This is a genomic window from Melioribacteraceae bacterium, from assembly GCA_030584085.1.
GTDB lineage: Bacteria > Bacteroidota > Ignavibacteria > Ignavibacteriales > Melioribacteraceae > SURF-28.
The window spans coordinates 3,089,555-3,103,970 of the sequence record CP129490.1 but is presented as its reverse complement, the minus strand read 5'-3'; the positions used below and the strand labels follow the sequence as shown (position 1 = coordinate 3,103,970).

Sequence of the window (14,416 nt, the reverse complement as noted above, 5' to 3'; positions counted from 1 at the left end):
TTTAATTTTTCTTAAATATTTGGACTTATGAAATTACTCTTAGCTATAGCCGCAATTATATTTATTATTGGTTGTTCAGGAAGTAAAGACACGACATTGATGACTCCGGACGAACATTACCAATATGCTTTCGAATTTTTCAAAGATGAAGATTATATCGAAGCACAAAGTGAATTCCAATCAATTTTACTTCAATATCCGGGCAGTGCTGTTAATGATGATGCACAATATTATCTTGGTTTAACTTATTTCAAAAGAGAACAGTATTTATTAGCCGCATATGAATTCAGTAAGTTAATAAGAGATATTCCCGCAAGTGAATTTGTTCCGGAAGCACAGTACATGTTAGCTGAATCTTATTATCAGCTTTCACCTCCTTATCCTTTGGATCAAGCTTATACCCAGAAAGCAATTGAAGAATTTCAAGCGTTTATTGATTATTTCCCGCTAAGTCCGAAAGTTGAAGAAGCTGAATTAAAAATTCAGGAAATGAATCACAAATTAGCCGAGAAACTTTACAATAATGCCGTGATTTATGAAAAGATGGACTATTACAAAGCCGCAATAAAATATTATGGTGATGTGCAGGAAATTTATCACGATACAGAATTTGGTCCGACAGCACTTTATAAGAAAATACAATTAGAAGTAAACAGAGAAGATTATTCTTCGGCTAAAAAAGATATTAATACATTTCTTGCACGTTATCCTGATCATAATTTGGCAAAAGACATTCAGCAAATTGAAGAAAGAATTGCGAACTTCTAATGCAAGAGAATAAAATTAAAACAGTATCCGAATCAGTTGTTACTATGACCGAGCTGGTTCTGCCAAATCATACAAATCAACTTGGCAATTTGCTTGGCGGACAGTTAATGCATTGGATTGATATATGCGCGGCTTTATCGGCAGCCAGACATTCGCATCGAGTTTGTGTCACCGCATCAGTCGATAAAATTGATTTTCATCATCCAATTAAACTCGGTAATGTTGTAACTTTAATGGCTTCGGTTAATAGAGCATTCAACACTTCAATGGAAGTTGGTGTAAAAGTTTTTACCGAAAGTCACAGAGAAGGAACTAGGATTCATTCCAATACTGCATTCTTAACTTTCGTAAGTGTTGATGACGATGGAAAGCCGGTTAAAACATTTGAGATTACTCCTCAAACAGAGGATGAAAAAAGACGATATAATGACGCACTTAAGAGAAGAGAATACCGCCTTTCACAACGCAAAAAAGATTAAGCTTTTTATACTATTTGTTGTTTTCCCTTCCTTGGTTTATTCCCAAATTAATTTAAATGGTTTTGGCGAAGTAAATCAATTTAATTCAATTTCATCTGCCACTTCACTTGTTACATCTTACATTGATAGTGATCGAGAACCGGATTACATCGTCGCGAATTCGTCCAAAACCATAACGGTTCATTTATCAACTCAAGACTATAAGATTAATTCAATTAATGTTCCTTTTGAAATTTCGTTATTACGCAGAATAAAGAAAGTCGGTGAAAGTGAAACTGAAATTGGATTTCTTTCTCGGCGTGATAAAGTTTTTGGTACTTTTATAATCAATGCAAAAGGGAAGCTCAGCAAACTCCAATCAACTAAGTTCGAAAATAATCCCGAAAATTTTGTTATTTCACGAAATACACAAAAAGCTCTTGTGTTCGGAAGTAATTTTGATGGAATAAAATTAGTCGATACCGATTTTAATGGCGAAACACTTGATCTAGTAAAAGGAAGACTCGTTAGAGATGCTGTATTTTATGACTTTGATAATGATCTTAACACCGATATTGTTTATTACGATATTTTTAACGGAACGTTAAATCTTATCCGGAACGAAATAAATTTTCAGCTTACTGAAATTAATCTATCTAAAGAAATTAAAAATTTAACTCGATTTCGCCGAGCCGATTTCAACTATGACGGATTTGAAGATTTACTGTTTTCATCTGCTAACGGAATTGAAATTTTTCAGGGCGATTCGATCTCGGTTTTTGAACAAAGCAAAATTTTAATCAAAGAAAATGATGTCAAAGACTTTCAGCTGATTGACTTAAATAATGATGGTTATTTAGATATTGTTTATCTGAAAAATTCTGTAACAGGCAAGCAACTTTTTGCTTCTATTATGCAAAACGGTAAGCTATCAAAACCAGTTTTGTTGTCAGGAGTGAACTCTGTTGCAACTTTCGATGTATCAAGCTGGAGCAAAGTTAAGTTGTCGTTTTTTACTGATGAATCTAAAGTTACGATGATGACTTCAATAAGTGAACTTGAGAATACTTTTTTGCGACTTGGGGCATTACCTTGCAGAATATTTGCATTCAGAAAAGATTCAAATTCCTTATTAAATTTAGCTATAATTGATTCAATCGATAATACGCTGAAATTATACACAGAAGCTTTGAGCAAATATTATGAGTTCAAGCTCAAAAATTTACACAACAATCTGAAAGTTTCTTTTCTAGACAACGAAAAGCTATTGCTTATTATCTTCACAAAAGGTAGAAAATTAATCGAGATTCTGAATATAAATTTAACAGACGGTTCTTATTGGACGAGACAGTATTATACCATAAATAATATATTGGACCTAAAAATTGACAATAGGGAAAATAATCTTCCCGCGATTATAACTTTAACGGATAAGTCCGGCAGTGTTTCCATTGAAGAATTTGAATATAAGGGAATACGATACAGTAAAAGTGAGCCTACTATCATCAGTGAGAATATAAAAACAGCTATGTTTTCTGCTACTAAAAAATATGGTTATATAAAAAAAATATCAGATTACAGTTTTGAATTAGGGGTAGAATTTTTGAAAGGTTCAGATGTCGCCTTAGCAAATAATAGAGTTGTAAATATCGACACTACTTTTTTAACTTATACTGCTGTAAAAAGCTTCGGAAATGAAGACGATCCCATTATTCTATATGTATTAAAAACTGTGATGAATAGTTATACGTTTATATTTTACAATAATAATTTCATAAAACTTAATAACACTATTGATCTGGAAAATATTCAAAATGTTTTTAGAAAAAGAGATAATATTGCATCGATGTTTTTTACAGATGATAACAAAATATATTCAGCAGAGATTAGACTTAATACAGGAAAAATTCCGTCAATTGAAGAAATTGCTACTTATAAAGGACCATATATTGTTGAATTTATAAATGAGCAAAATAAGTACATGTTTATGATAAATAAAACCAGTAATCTGATAGAACTAAAGAAAATTGAATGAAAAATTTTATTCAAACAATATTGTTCCTATGTATTATTTCCTCCTCAATCTTTTCACAAGATTTGGATTCTTTGTATCATAAATTTTTTACGTCGATAAATTATTCTAAAGCAGCAGATGAAATCAGCAGCGGAAAGGTTGAGACAATTAAATGCGGGATGTACATCGTAAATGAATTGAAAGAAAATTTTGAGAAACTTAGTCCTGAGCAAAAAAATAATTTGTCTTTCCTTCAAATGAGGCCACAGACTGAAACGAGTATCATCTCACCATCCGGATATTTTAGAATACATTATAATACTACCGGCGTTCATGCACCGGGATACAATCTAAATGAATTATCAATTGCGTTAGACTCAACAAAAAAATTTGAGATAGATTTTCTCGGTTATCCCGAACCACCAAACGATAATGGCGAAGGAGGAGATAATTTATATGATGTATATATTCAAGACCTCGGTTCGATTTATGGTTATACTGATTTTATGAGTACAAGCAATAGCCCAAGTTTTATGGTAATCGACAATGATTTTAATATTCACTACACCAAAGGAATTGATGGTGCGAAAGTAACTGTTGCCCATGAATTTCATCATGCAATACAAGTGGGAAGTTATTTATATCGTTCAAACGATTCATTCTTCTATGAAATGCTCTCGACAAGTATGGAAGAATTTGTATTCGATACAATTAACGATTACTACGACTACATTCCCAATTATTACAATAATGCCCAAGCCCCGTTTTATGCAACATACGGCGGTGGATATGATTTAGCGATATGGAATATTTTCCTTAAAGAAAAATACGGATATGACGTCATTAAACGTTCATTAGAAAATGTAGTCAATCATTCAGCTCTAGAATCGATAGCAAATTCAATAGCAGAATTTGGCGGGTCTTTTAAAAGTGATTTTGCAGAATTTGGTGTTTGGAATTACTTTACCGGATCGAGAACAAAACGAGGAAAATATTTCGATGAAGCAGAATATTATCCTCATATAAAACCTGTAATGAGCATAAATTTCAATCCATCTTCAGAAATGGTAATGGTGAATTCTAATCCGGTTAGTAACAATTATCTAAGATTTGTAGATGTATCGCGAGGATTGCCTGATACACTTGTTGCTATAGTTACTAATAATGATTACCAGTCAACATCAAGGACAGAATTTAACTATTATCTTTATAATTATAGTGCTGAAGGTTCAACAAATATTAATGATTTGTATTGGTCTAAAATTACTTCAAACAAAAAATCAATATTTAGCGAGACGGTTATTTTCAATAATGAGTTAGCAGTTGAAGGAAATACCGAAAGAGTAGAAGTTGATTTCGCATTTCCGCAACCATTTAATTATAATAAACACGCATTTCTTTATATCCCAACTTCTAAAGATATTTCCGGTAAATCGTTTCTAAATATTTATACGACATCAATGGATTTAGTTTTTTCTGATGAAAAGGATATCTTTGCAACTGATAAAATTGTTGTGAGATGGGATGGAAAGAAATCGAATGGAGAAAAATTACCAACCGGAGTATATATTTATGTTACAAAGAGCGGCGATATCATAAAAAAAGGAAAGCTTGTTATCTACAATGAATAATTATTCTTTATCTCTAATTGATGTTACGAAAATATTCGGACGCAGACTAGTCTTCAAGAACATTTCTTTGGAGATGCATAGCGGAAAAGTTTATGGTATTTCCGGAAGCAACGGATCGGGGAAATCAACTTTAGCAAAAATTATCGCCGGATTAATATCACCTTCAAATGGTAAGATCGAACATAAATCAAACCAAAAGAAAATTGAGCTCGAAAAACTTCATGACTATTTAGGTTTTGTTTCACCATATCTTTTTTTATATGATGAATTTTCGGCTGAAGAAAATCTTTATCACTTTGCCAAAATTAGAGGTGCAAAAGTTGATACAGAAAAAATCGAAAACCTTTTTGACTTGTTTAAACTTTCCGATAGAAAAAAGGATTTATTGAAAGGTTATTCTTCTGGGATGAAGCAGAGAATGAAATTCATCTTTGCATTACAGCATTCACCTCAAATACTAATTTTTGATGAACCGACTTCCAACTTAGATAATGCCGGTAAGGATGCTGTTTATAAACTGATAACCGAAGAAGGTAAACAAAATCTTGTGATAATTGCATCGAATGAAGATAATGATTTGTCTCTTTGCGATTCTGTTATTGATGTTGAACAATTCAAGGCTTTATGAAAGCGTATTCATTATTTAGAAAAGATTGGCATTCAGAATTAAGAACACGTTATGCAATAAACGCATTAGCAATGTTTATCCTTGTGACTATAAGCGTGATTTTGTTTTCAATAGGAAGCGAAAAAATAACTGAATATTTAACCGGCGGATTATTGTGGGTAGTTATATTTTTCTCGGCAATGTCGGGTCTTTCAAGAGCGTTTGTTTCCGAGGAAGAACGCGGCACAACTTTAACACTGCAACTTATTGCCTCACCTTCTACAATTTATTCGGGGAAGTTAATTTTTAACCTACTTCTCGTATTCCTTATGAATATCGCAATAACATTTTTATTTTTTATACTGTTTGAATCTTTTGTAATAAATAACTTCGCTTTGTTTTCAGTTACTTTTATTCTCGGTAATATAGGAATCGCGGTTTCATCTACAATCATAGCGGCAATAATTTCTAAAGCAAGTTCCAAAGGAACATTGTACCCGGTTTTATCCTTCCCGATTTTACTTCCACTTATATTAACGTTATTGGAATTAACAAAATTTGCGATGGATGGAGATACACTAGAGGAATCTTTTGTAGAAATTGCGGTGTTAGTTTGTTATGATGTAATAATGTTAACTGCTTCTTATCTTCTTTTTGATTTTATTTGGAAAGACTAAGTTCCGGTCGATTTTTTTCTCTCATGCACACTTACAAATTTTATTGCAAACGCAATTAACTGCGCAGAAGAATTAGCCCCGACTTTTTTTGATATTTTATATCTGTGAGATTCAACAGTTCTTGTTCCGCAATTTAATCGATCTGCAATTTCTTTTGTCGAATAACCTTCACTAAGATAATACAATACTTCTTTTTCCTTAACCGTTAAACATAAATCCGGATCAATTACCAAGTCGGAAGATCTACGGTAACTATCTTCAAGCTCTTGCAACTTTTCCTGTGTCCATTCTTTTCCATAATATTCTCTACCATTTACTACAGAATTAATCGCAAAAGATAATTCCTTTCGTTCAATATTTTTTCCTATCAACCCTTTCCCGCCAATTTTTCTTGTAAACTGAACATACTCTGGTGTGCTGTACATCGACAAATAGAGAAATTTAGCGCGTGGTATAAATTTGCGTACTTCGTTTAGTGCATCGTATCCGGTAAGCACGGGCATTGATATGTCAACAATTGCAAGATCGGGTTGTAATTTTAAGAATAATTCAACTAACTCTGCACCATCACAGGCTTCTCCAACTACTTCGACATCATCAAATTCATTCAACAGAGCAATAAGTCCCTGTCTGAATAACTGATGATCATCGGCAATGATTAATTTAATCATACTAATAGACCGAAATTTTATAACTCAACAAATATAGTTAATGAAAACAAAAAAGTCTTATTGCAAGTAATTTGCAATTGGAATTAATCAATATTAATTTTACCTATGAATTATAAAACAATATTTAGTGAAAATAAGATAAAATTCACTCAACCGCGCAAAGCTGTTTTAGATGTATTACAAGCGAATACTAAACCACTAAGTTTGGATGAAATTCAAAGTAAATGTTCGAGTATTGATTTCTCAAGTGTGTATCGTGCAATTAAGTTATTTATTGAAATTGGTATTGCTGCTGAACATTATTTTGGTGATCGTAAACCCAAGTACTCTTTGGTATTGGATAAAAATCATCATCATTTTATAAAATGTATTGATTGTGGTAATATTGAAGAATTGAAAAATGTCTGTATAATCAATGAAATAAATAAGAAAACTAAGTATAAGATTTTGGATCATTATATGGAGTTCATTGGAAGATGTCCCGATTGCGCGAAAAATTAATTTTTATTTTAATCATATTTATTTTCTTATCATGCAATCATAAAGTCGATGATGATGAGAAGAAAGTCATAGTCGTTACGATTCCACCATATAAAGATTTAGTACAAAGAATTACTCTAGATAATTTTAATGTAATTTGCTCAATTCCCGAAGGGGCAACTCCACATCATTTTGATCCTTCTCCTAAACTTATCCAATCACTCTCAGTTGCGGATTATTATTTAGCTGTCGGTAAGTATATGGAGTTTGAAGATGTTTGGTTGGAAAAAATAAAAGGTATAAATAAGAATATAAAAATCTTTGATCTCTCGCAAAATGTAGATTATTTAAAGTCGGATCCACATATTTGGTTAAGTCCCGCTAGATTGAGAATTATTTCCGAAAATATTTTAAAGACCGTCATCGATATTGATTCATCAATGCAAGATGAATTTAACAATAACTATAGCATGGTTATTGATTCTCTAAATATTATTGAAAATGAACTAAGAGAGAGTTTCAGTAAAATTAACAGCAAAGTAATACTTTCATATCATGGTTCTTGGGAATATTTTGCGGATGATTTCGGGTTTACACAAATTTCAATTGAGAAAGGCAGTAAATCTGCAAGTGCAAAAGAAATGAAAGAAATTATGAATATCGTTAGTAACTCAAATGTATCGGTGATTTTTGTTGATCCACAACATGGTAAATCTTCCGCTGAAGTTATTGCACAAGATCTTGATCTTGTATTAGATATATTAAATCCTCTTCCTACCAATGTATTTAAGAATTTTTACGAAATGAAAGAGATAATTTTAAGGCACTATAAATGAAAGCAATCGTAGTTAAAGGTCTCTACTTCAAATATGACGAAACACCAATCTTAGAAGATATCGACTTTGAAGTTGAAGAGAATGATTTTGTTGGTATCATCGGTCCAAATGGCGGAGGTAAGACAACTTTCATTAAAATTCTGGTTGGGTTATTAAAACCGAATAGCGGAACGGTGAAAATATTTGGTAGAGAAATTAGTAAGATGAGTCATTCAATCGGTTATGTACCGCAACTCTTTAATTTTGATAAAGACTTTCCCATATCTGTTATGCAAGTTGTTTTGATGGGAAGGTTATCAAAACAAAATTTAATTTCAAGATTTGTGAATGAAGATTATAATTCAGCCACTGAAAGTTTAAAAAAAGTCGGAATGTATGAGTTTAAAGATGAGTTGATTGGTAACTTGTCAGGCGGACAGAAACAGAGAGTTCTTATTGCTCGTGCTCTATCGGTAAATCCTAAAATATTAATCTTAGATGAACCAACCGCAAGCGTTGATAGCAAAGCCGGGAAAAATTTCTATGAACTTCTACACGATCTAAATGAGAATATGACAATAATAATGATCTCACATGATATCGGAGTTGTTTCTCAATATGTTGAAAAAATAGCCTGCTTAAATAAGAATTTAGTATTCCATGATTCAAAAGAAATTTCTCGAGAAATGTTAGAAGCCACATATCAATGTCCGGTTGATTTAATTGCTCATGGATTACCCCACAGAATTTTAGACGAACATAATCACTGATATGCCGGAAATATTTACATATGATTTTATGCTGAACGCAATTGCCGCAAGTATTCTTGCAAGTGTTGCTGCAGGAATCATTGGCAGTTACGTTGTTGTCAAAAAAATTGTTTTTATCTCCGGCGGGATTTCTCATTCAACTTATGGCGGAATCGGACTTGGTTATTTACTCGGGTTCAACCCAATTTTTGGAGCGGTTGGCGCTTCGATTATTACAGCAGCTCTTGTTGCCAAAATTAGCAGGAAAGAGAAACAATCCGAGGATATGTTAATTGGAATTATTTGGGCTTTGGGTATGGCACTCGGCATTTTCTTCATCAATTTATCCGAAGGTTATACACCGGATTTGATGTCATATCTATTTGGTAATATTCTATTAGTTTCCGGAGTCGATCTTATTTTAATGATATTATTGAATTTAATCATCTTAACGTCAGTTTATTTTTTCTTCGGTAAATTTCAAGCGGTTACATTTGATGAAGAATTTGCTAAAAGCATCGGATTAAATACTGAAAGAATTTATTTATTTCTTTTAATTCTTATAGCCATAACTGTAGTGATGCTTATAAAAGTAGTCGGAATTGTTTTAGTCATTGCTTTGCTGTCAATTCCACCGGCTATTGCGGTAAAATATTCCAAAAGCTTAAAACAAATGATGTTACTTTCTGTTTTGCTTGGCTTGATATTTACAATTTTTGGTTTATTTATATCATATTACTTAAATTTAACTTCTGGAGCCTCTATTATTTTTATTTCTGTGATAGGGTACCTTATTTCATATCTTAGTAAGAAGTAACTGAGGGAATATTGATTATTTGGGATTTTAATCCGAACATCATTTCGATTGGACCGCTTACAGTAAGATGGTATGGTTTGTTATTTGCGTTATCTTTTATTATCGGTTACCAGATATTTGTTTGGATCTACAAACGCGAAGGAAGATCGGAAAAAGAACTTTCCGATTTAATATGGTACATGATAATCGCAACAGTTGTGGGTGCACGTTTAGGACATTGTTTGTTTTATAATCCTTCCTTTTATTTTCAAAATCCTTTTGAAATTATTGCCGTTTGGCATGGCGGACTTGCAAGTCATGGAGCGGCAGTAGGAATTTTAGTTGCCATTTATTATTATGTTAAAAAAAGAAGAGACATCAGTTATTTTTGGCTGATGGATAGAATTGTTATAACCGTTGCGCTTGCCGCATTTTTCATCCGTTTAGGAAATCTTTTTAACTCAGAAATTATTGGGCTTCCGACTGATGTAGCATGGGCATTTGTCTTTACGAAAATTGACGACATACCAAGACATCCTGCACAGCTTTATGAAGCGATTGCTTACTTGATAACATTTGTATTTTTATTTGTTCTTTATAAAAACAATTACAAAAAACTAGCTAATGGTTTTATCTTCGGATTATTTTTATTGATGATATTTGGTTCTAGATTTTTCATTGAATTCTTAAAAGAGGATCAAACCTATTTCGAAGAAGGAATGTTTTTGAATATGGGACAATTGCTGAGTATTCCATTAATTGTCGCCGGTATTTATTTTATTTATACAAGATGGCCTCAAAAAACTTCTGTTAATTAATCCTTCCGGGAGAATATATGATTTTCAATAAAACAAAAGTTGTTCTTTATATAACTATATCACTTTCATTTTTCTTATTGCAGTGTTCTGATAATTCTTCCGGTGAATATGTGTCTGAGCAAGACTCATTAAGATTCACCGGCGAAATTCACTTACGAAATATTACTCAACTTACCGACGGTGGAAACAACGCCGAAGCCTATTTTAGCTTTGACGATAAACAGCTTGTATTCCAAAGCGATTGGGATAAAATAAATCTTCAGGGATGCGACCAAATTTTTATAATGAATGCCGATGGTTCAAAATTACCTGACGGAGATCATTATCAACGTGTTTCTACCGGATTAGGAAGAACTACATGTTCATATTTTCTAAAAGACGGAAGAATTATCTACGCATCAACTCACGAAGCAGATTCGGCTTGCCCCGAAGAGGTTATGTTTAGTGAGGGGAGATACGTCTGGCCGATATATGACAGCTATAATATTTATGTGTCAAATCCAAATGGAACTGATTTGGAGATGTTAATCGGCGGAGAAAGTTACGATGCGGAAGCAACCGCTTCTCATGACGGACGATATATAATATTTACATCAACCCGTTCAGGTGATTTGGATTTGTGGCGATACGATTTACAAACAGGTGAATATTTACAATTAACAGATGAACTTGGATATGACGGCGGTGCATTCTTTTCTCGTGATTCTAAGAAAATTGTTTGGCGTGCAAGTCGTCCGGTTGGACAAGCCGCTGCGGATTACAAAGAATTGCTAGCACAAGATTTAGTCGAGCCGAAAGAACTTCAAATCTTTGTGGCTGATGTTGACGGTAAAAATGTTCAGCAAGTAACTGATTTACCAGGAGCAAATTGGGCTCCGTTTTTTCATCCCGATGGAAAAAGAATCTTATTCTGTTCAAATCATCATTCACTTGAATATGGCGGAAGATTATTCGACATATTCATGATAAACATAGACGGAACCGGATTAACTCAAATTACACACTCAGGTACCTTCGATGCATTCCCAATGTTTTCATTCGACGGCAAGAAACTTGTTTTCGCATCGAACCGGAATATTGATCGAATGGAAAGTCGTGAAACAAATATTTTTATAGCTGATTGGATTGAAAATCCCGAAGAAGTTGATATTAATTTCAAGTCACTTAAATAACGTCGAATTATTAGTGGAACCGATTTTAATTGAAAAATTGACTCGGTGAATGTATCTTTATTGTAGAAACATCTTTAAGGGAATATTTTTATGAAAGTAAAAATTCAAAAGTGGGGAAACAGCTTGGCATTGCGTATTCCGAAAGCATTTGCTTTCCAATCAAAGATTTATGAAGAAGAATTTGTTGAATTAAAGCTGGAAAAAAATCGACTTGTAATCGAACCAATTAAAGAGAAGAAATACTCTTTAAAGAAAATGATAGATGGTATTGAGAGCTTAAATCTTCATGATGAAATAGAATTTGGAAAGTCAACCGGAAATGAAGTTTGGTAAAATCGATAGATAAAGTGAAGAAGTATATTCCGGGTAAGGGAGAAATTGTTTGGTTAGATTTCGATCCGCAAACTGGTCGCGAACAAAAGGGCAGACGACCCGCTTTAGTCATTTCACCAAAAATTTATAATGAAAAAACAAACCTTGCTGTATTCTGTCCAATAACTAGTAAACGAAAAAATTACCCATTCGAGGTGCTTATTCCTGACAATGATAGCATTAACGGAGTAATATTATCTGATCAAGTTAAAAATCTTGATTGGAAATCCAGGAATGCTGAATTCATTACCAAGTTGCAAAATGATGCAATGTTGGAAGTTATGGCAAAGTTAGAAGCGCTATTATTTAGTAAATAAATAAAATTTTTATGAAAGAAAAAGAATTTGCAAAAGAGTGGGTAACAAATAATAAAGGAAAAATTAATTCTTTCCCTGATGATTTTCTTTCATCCGGAAAAACAGAAAAAATTATACTTCCACAAAAAGTTTTGGTATTGGGCTCGGAATTATTCGGCACTTATGAAATACTTGATGAACATGGAAATGAAGAATTAAAAGTAGACGATATTTATAAAGCAAAATTTATTCTTTATTCAAATAGAACTAAGCCGAAATATATTAATTGTCCGATTGATGTAAATGAAATTAAATCGGTTGTCAAATCGTATGAAAAATATTTAGATGAACTTCTTGAACAAATTAAGAAGGAATTCAAATCAACATTCCCGGATTCAAAATCATTTCCCGAAATATCAAATTATATATTCAATTCACTCAATCTAAAACGACATTAAAATGCAGAACATTCAGTTAAGCGAAAACATTACATCTTACATTAAAGATGTTTTTAGTGAAACGTTTCTAAAAAATTACATAGACTATCATCAAAGCGAATACAACCCTTACTTAAGAATCTCGTCATTTGTCGATGAACAAAATATGTTATCTCGACTTGCAAATTATGGAATACAGTTAGAGAAGATTGAAAATGTTCCATTAGCTTACAGAGTTCTTAGCGGGACTCAAATGATAGGGAAGACTTTAGAATTTGCCCTTGGTAAATATTACATACAGAGTTTATCGTCAATGATTCCGCCGCATGTTTTGAAACCGACTGAGAACGATAAAGTTCTTGATCTTGCAGCCGCACCAGGATCAAAGACAACTCAGCTTGCAGAGGTGATGAATAATCGAGGAACACTTTATGCAAATGAACCTAATGTAAACAGAATAAAAGGATTGGTCTTTAATCTGGATAAACTCAACTTTGTGAATATCGGTGTAATAAAATTCAAAGGTGAACTACTCAGTAAAGTTTTTGAGAATTACTTTGACAAGATTTTAGTTGATGCACCATGCAGCGCACTCGGCATTGTTCAAAAAAAAGGTGAAGTAAGTAATTGGTGGAACACAAATCAAGTTGATAAAATTGCAAATTTACAATTGCGAATGTTAATCAGCGCTATTAAAATGGCAAAAGTCGGTGCTGAGATTGTTTACTCAACTTGTACGATGACAGTTGAAGAAAACGAATTTATCATAAACAAAGTTTTACAAAATTATCCAGTTGAATTGGAAGTAATTGAATTGCCCGTTAAATCGCATGAGGGATTTACAAGTTATAACGGAAATCAGTTTTCTTCCGAGTTAAATAAAACAAGAAGAATTATTCCTTGGGAAATAAACTCTGAAGGATTTTTTGTAGCAAAGCTTCGAAAAATCGATTCAACAATCGCGAACAGAAAAGCAGAAATTAAACCGCGTGATCGCGAAATGATTTCTGCAAGAAGTAAGAAGATTGAAAAATATTTATTTGGTTTGTGTGATCATTACGGAATTGAATTTGAATATTTCCAAGAGCATCAATATTTATTTAGAGGTAATGATATTTTCTTCCTTCACAAAAGCTGGGAAGCTGATGATCTAAGCGTATTTCATCGCATCGGAACTCCATTCGGTCTGGTAGATAAAAATGATACAGCACATTTCCATTCACTCGGTGCTCGTTACTTTGCACCTCACATCACAAAAAATAAAATTGATTTAGATGATACCGATGACTTAAAAAATTATTTAACCGGTGGAACAATCAAGCGTTCGTTTGATGGTGAAGGTCAAAAATTAATTGAAAGCCGGGGTTTTGCATTCGGTACGGCAATATCTTTTCCTGACGGACTCAAAAGTCAATTCCCGCGCAATATGCGGACGGGTGAAATAATTATTTGATTTGTAAAGTGAGAATCCCTGCTCGCTTATTAAAAGACCTTATGGCTTTTTTCTACGTATTTCTACTGAGTTTAAATAAAGTCTAAAACAATGACTGAGAAATAAATAAAAAATATTGAAAGAGATTAAAATTTAACTTGACACTGAGGTATTAAAATCACAAATTGCATTTGCCGGCGTTTAATTTTAATATTAATTTAAG

General features: G+C 32.8%; 17 protein-coding genes. 16 read left to right on the top strand and 1 reads right to left on the bottom strand.

The genetic code is table 11. The features are described 5' to 3' along the window. Positions 1 to 27: 27 nt before the first annotated feature. The 6 genes from bamD to QY331_14030 are packed head-to-tail and all read left to right on the top strand — an operon-like array spanning position 28 to position 6,155. Complete coding sequence (bamD, locus tag QY331_14055; protein WKZ69080.1) at positions 28 to 768, top strand: outer membrane protein assembly factor BamD; 741 nt, start codon at positions 28 to 30, stop codon at positions 766 to 768. Next, entirely contained in the window at positions 768 to 1,247 is a 480-nt protein-coding gene (locus tag QY331_14050; protein ID WKZ69079.1) for an acyl-CoA thioesterase, read from the top strand. Before bamD ends, QY331_14050 begins: the two co-directional genes overlap by 1 nt. After that, on the top strand, positions 1,177 to 3,261 hold the full coding sequence (locus QY331_14045) for a VCBS repeat-containing protein (protein WKZ69078.1): 2,085 nt from the start codon (positions 1,177 to 1,179) through the stop codon (positions 3,259 to 3,261). Before QY331_14050 ends, QY331_14045 begins: the two co-directional genes overlap by 71 nt. Beyond that, complete coding sequence (locus tag QY331_14040) at positions 3,258 to 4,871, top strand: hypothetical protein (GenBank protein ID WKZ69077.1); 1,614 nt, start codon at positions 3,258 to 3,260, stop codon at positions 4,869 to 4,871. The genes QY331_14045 and QY331_14040 overlap by 4 nt, the downstream gene beginning before the upstream one ends. After that, positions 4,864 to 5,499: an ABC transporter ATP-binding protein gene (locus QY331_14035; protein ID WKZ69076.1), complete on the top strand. Its 636-nt coding sequence runs from the start codon at positions 4,864 to 4,866 to the stop codon at positions 5,497 to 5,499. Before QY331_14040 ends, QY331_14035 begins: the two co-directional genes overlap by 8 nt. After that, on the top strand, positions 5,496 to 6,155 hold the full coding sequence (locus QY331_14030; protein WKZ69075.1) for a heme exporter protein CcmB: 660 nt from the start codon (positions 5,496 to 5,498) through the stop codon (positions 6,153 to 6,155). The genes QY331_14035 and QY331_14030 overlap by 4 nt, the downstream gene beginning before the upstream one ends. Here QY331_14030 and QY331_14025 read toward each other — a convergent pair. Further along, entirely contained in the window at positions 6,152 to 6,826 is a 675-nt protein-coding gene (locus tag QY331_14025) for a response regulator transcription factor (GenBank protein ID WKZ69074.1), read from the bottom strand. The two genes, QY331_14030 and QY331_14025, sit on opposite strands and share 4 nt — an antisense overlap. Positions 6,827 to 6,931: 105 nt before the next feature. Between QY331_14025 and QY331_14020 the strand changes: the two genes are divergently transcribed. From QY331_14020 to QY331_13975, 10 genes are all read left to right on the top strand, one after another. After that, the gene (locus tag QY331_14020; protein WKZ69073.1) at positions 6,932 to 7,327 is read left to right on the top strand and encodes a Fur family transcriptional regulator; all 396 of its coding nucleotides are present in this window, start codon (positions 6,932 to 6,934) and stop codon (positions 7,325 to 7,327) included. Then, the gene (locus QY331_14015; GenBank protein ID WKZ69072.1) at positions 7,303 to 8,142 is read left to right on the top strand and encodes a zinc ABC transporter substrate-binding protein; all 840 of its coding nucleotides are present in this window, start codon (positions 7,303 to 7,305) and stop codon (positions 8,140 to 8,142) included. The genes QY331_14020 and QY331_14015 overlap by 25 nt, the downstream gene beginning before the upstream one ends. After that, complete coding sequence (locus QY331_14010) at positions 8,139 to 8,891, top strand: metal ABC transporter ATP-binding protein (protein ID WKZ69071.1); 753 nt, start codon at positions 8,139 to 8,141, stop codon at positions 8,889 to 8,891. Before QY331_14015 ends, QY331_14010 begins: the two co-directional genes overlap by 4 nt. 1 nt (position 8,892) lies before the next feature. Then, entirely contained in the window at positions 8,893 to 9,687 is a 795-nt protein-coding gene (locus tag QY331_14005; GenBank protein ID WKZ69070.1) for a metal ABC transporter permease, read from the top strand. Positions 9,688 to 9,698: 11 nt separating this feature from the next. Beyond that, complete coding sequence (gene lgt, locus QY331_14000; GenBank protein WKZ69069.1) at positions 9,699 to 10,484, top strand: prolipoprotein diacylglyceryl transferase; 786 nt, start codon at positions 9,699 to 9,701, stop codon at positions 10,482 to 10,484. A 17-nt stretch (positions 10,485 to 10,501) separates the two neighbouring features. After that, the gene (locus QY331_13995) at positions 10,502 to 11,656 is read left to right on the top strand and encodes a hypothetical protein (GenBank protein WKZ69068.1); all 1,155 of its coding nucleotides are present in this window, start codon (positions 10,502 to 10,504) and stop codon (positions 11,654 to 11,656) included. 90 nt (positions 11,657 to 11,746) lie between these two features. Then, the gene (locus QY331_13990; GenBank protein WKZ69067.1) at positions 11,747 to 11,989 is read left to right on the top strand and encodes an AbrB/MazE/SpoVT family DNA-binding domain-containing protein; all 243 of its coding nucleotides are present in this window, start codon (positions 11,747 to 11,749) and stop codon (positions 11,987 to 11,989) included. Continuing rightward, the gene (mazF, locus tag QY331_13985) at positions 11,983 to 12,345 is read left to right on the top strand and encodes an endoribonuclease MazF (GenBank protein WKZ69066.1); all 363 of its coding nucleotides are present in this window, start codon (positions 11,983 to 11,985) and stop codon (positions 12,343 to 12,345) included. The genes QY331_13990 and mazF overlap by 7 nt, the downstream gene beginning before the upstream one ends. 11 nt (positions 12,346 to 12,356) lie before the next feature. Next, a complete protein-coding gene (locus tag QY331_13980; GenBank protein WKZ69065.1) occupies positions 12,357 to 12,782 on the top strand; it encodes a hypothetical protein in 426 nt (141 codons plus the stop codon). A gap of 1 nt (position 12,783) precedes the next feature. After that, the gene (locus tag QY331_13975; GenBank protein WKZ69064.1) at positions 12,784 to 14,214 is read left to right on the top strand and encodes an RsmB/NOP family class I SAM-dependent RNA methyltransferase; all 1,431 of its coding nucleotides are present in this window, start codon (positions 12,784 to 12,786) and stop codon (positions 14,212 to 14,214) included. Positions 14,215 to 14,416 lie beyond the last annotated feature (202 nt).

What these genes read in the sequence shown, in the direction of transcription:
- bamD (WKZ69080.1), top strand. Translation starts at nt 28, where the DNA reads ATGAAATTACTCTTAGCTATAGCCGCAATTATATTTATTATTGGTTGT.
- QY331_14050 (WKZ69079.1), top strand. Translation starts at nt 768, where the DNA reads ATGCAAGAGAATAAAATTAAAACAGTATCCGAATCAGTTGTTACTATG.
- QY331_14045 (WKZ69078.1), top strand. Translation starts at nt 1,177, where the DNA reads ATGAAAAAAGACGATATAATGACGCACTTAAGAGAAGAGAATACCGCC.
- QY331_14040 (WKZ69077.1), top strand. Translation starts at nt 3,258, where the DNA reads ATGAAAAATTTTATTCAAACAATATTGTTCCTATGTATTATTTCCTCC.
- QY331_14035 (WKZ69076.1), top strand. Translation starts at nt 4,864, where the DNA reads ATGAATAATTATTCTTTATCTCTAATTGATGTTACGAAAATATTCGGA.
- QY331_14030 (WKZ69075.1), top strand. Translation starts at nt 5,496, where the DNA reads ATGAAAGCGTATTCATTATTTAGAAAAGATTGGCATTCAGAATTAAGA.
- QY331_14025 (WKZ69074.1), bottom strand. Translation starts at nt 6,826, where the DNA reads ATGATTAAATTAATCATTGCCGATGATCATCAGTTATTCAGACAGGGA.
- QY331_14020 (WKZ69073.1), top strand. Translation starts at nt 6,932, where the DNA reads ATGAATTATAAAACAATATTTAGTGAAAATAAGATAAAATTCACTCAA.
- QY331_14015 (WKZ69072.1), top strand. Translation starts at nt 7,303, where the DNA reads ATGTCCCGATTGCGCGAAAAATTAATTTTTATTTTAATCATATTTATT.
- QY331_14010 (WKZ69071.1), top strand. Translation starts at nt 8,139, where the DNA reads ATGAAAGCAATCGTAGTTAAAGGTCTCTACTTCAAATATGACGAAACA.
- QY331_14005 (WKZ69070.1), top strand. Translation starts at nt 8,893, where the DNA reads ATGCCGGAAATATTTACATATGATTTTATGCTGAACGCAATTGCCGCA.
- QY331_13995 (WKZ69068.1), top strand. Translation starts at nt 10,502, where the DNA reads ATGATTTTCAATAAAACAAAAGTTGTTCTTTATATAACTATATCACTT.
- QY331_13990 (WKZ69067.1), top strand. Translation starts at nt 11,747, where the DNA reads ATGAAAGTAAAAATTCAAAAGTGGGGAAACAGCTTGGCATTGCGTATT.
- QY331_13980 (WKZ69065.1), top strand. Translation starts at nt 12,357, where the DNA reads ATGAAAGAAAAAGAATTTGCAAAAGAGTGGGTAACAAATAATAAAGGA.
- QY331_13975 (WKZ69064.1), top strand. Translation starts at nt 12,784, where the DNA reads ATGCAGAACATTCAGTTAAGCGAAAACATTACATCTTACATTAAAGAT.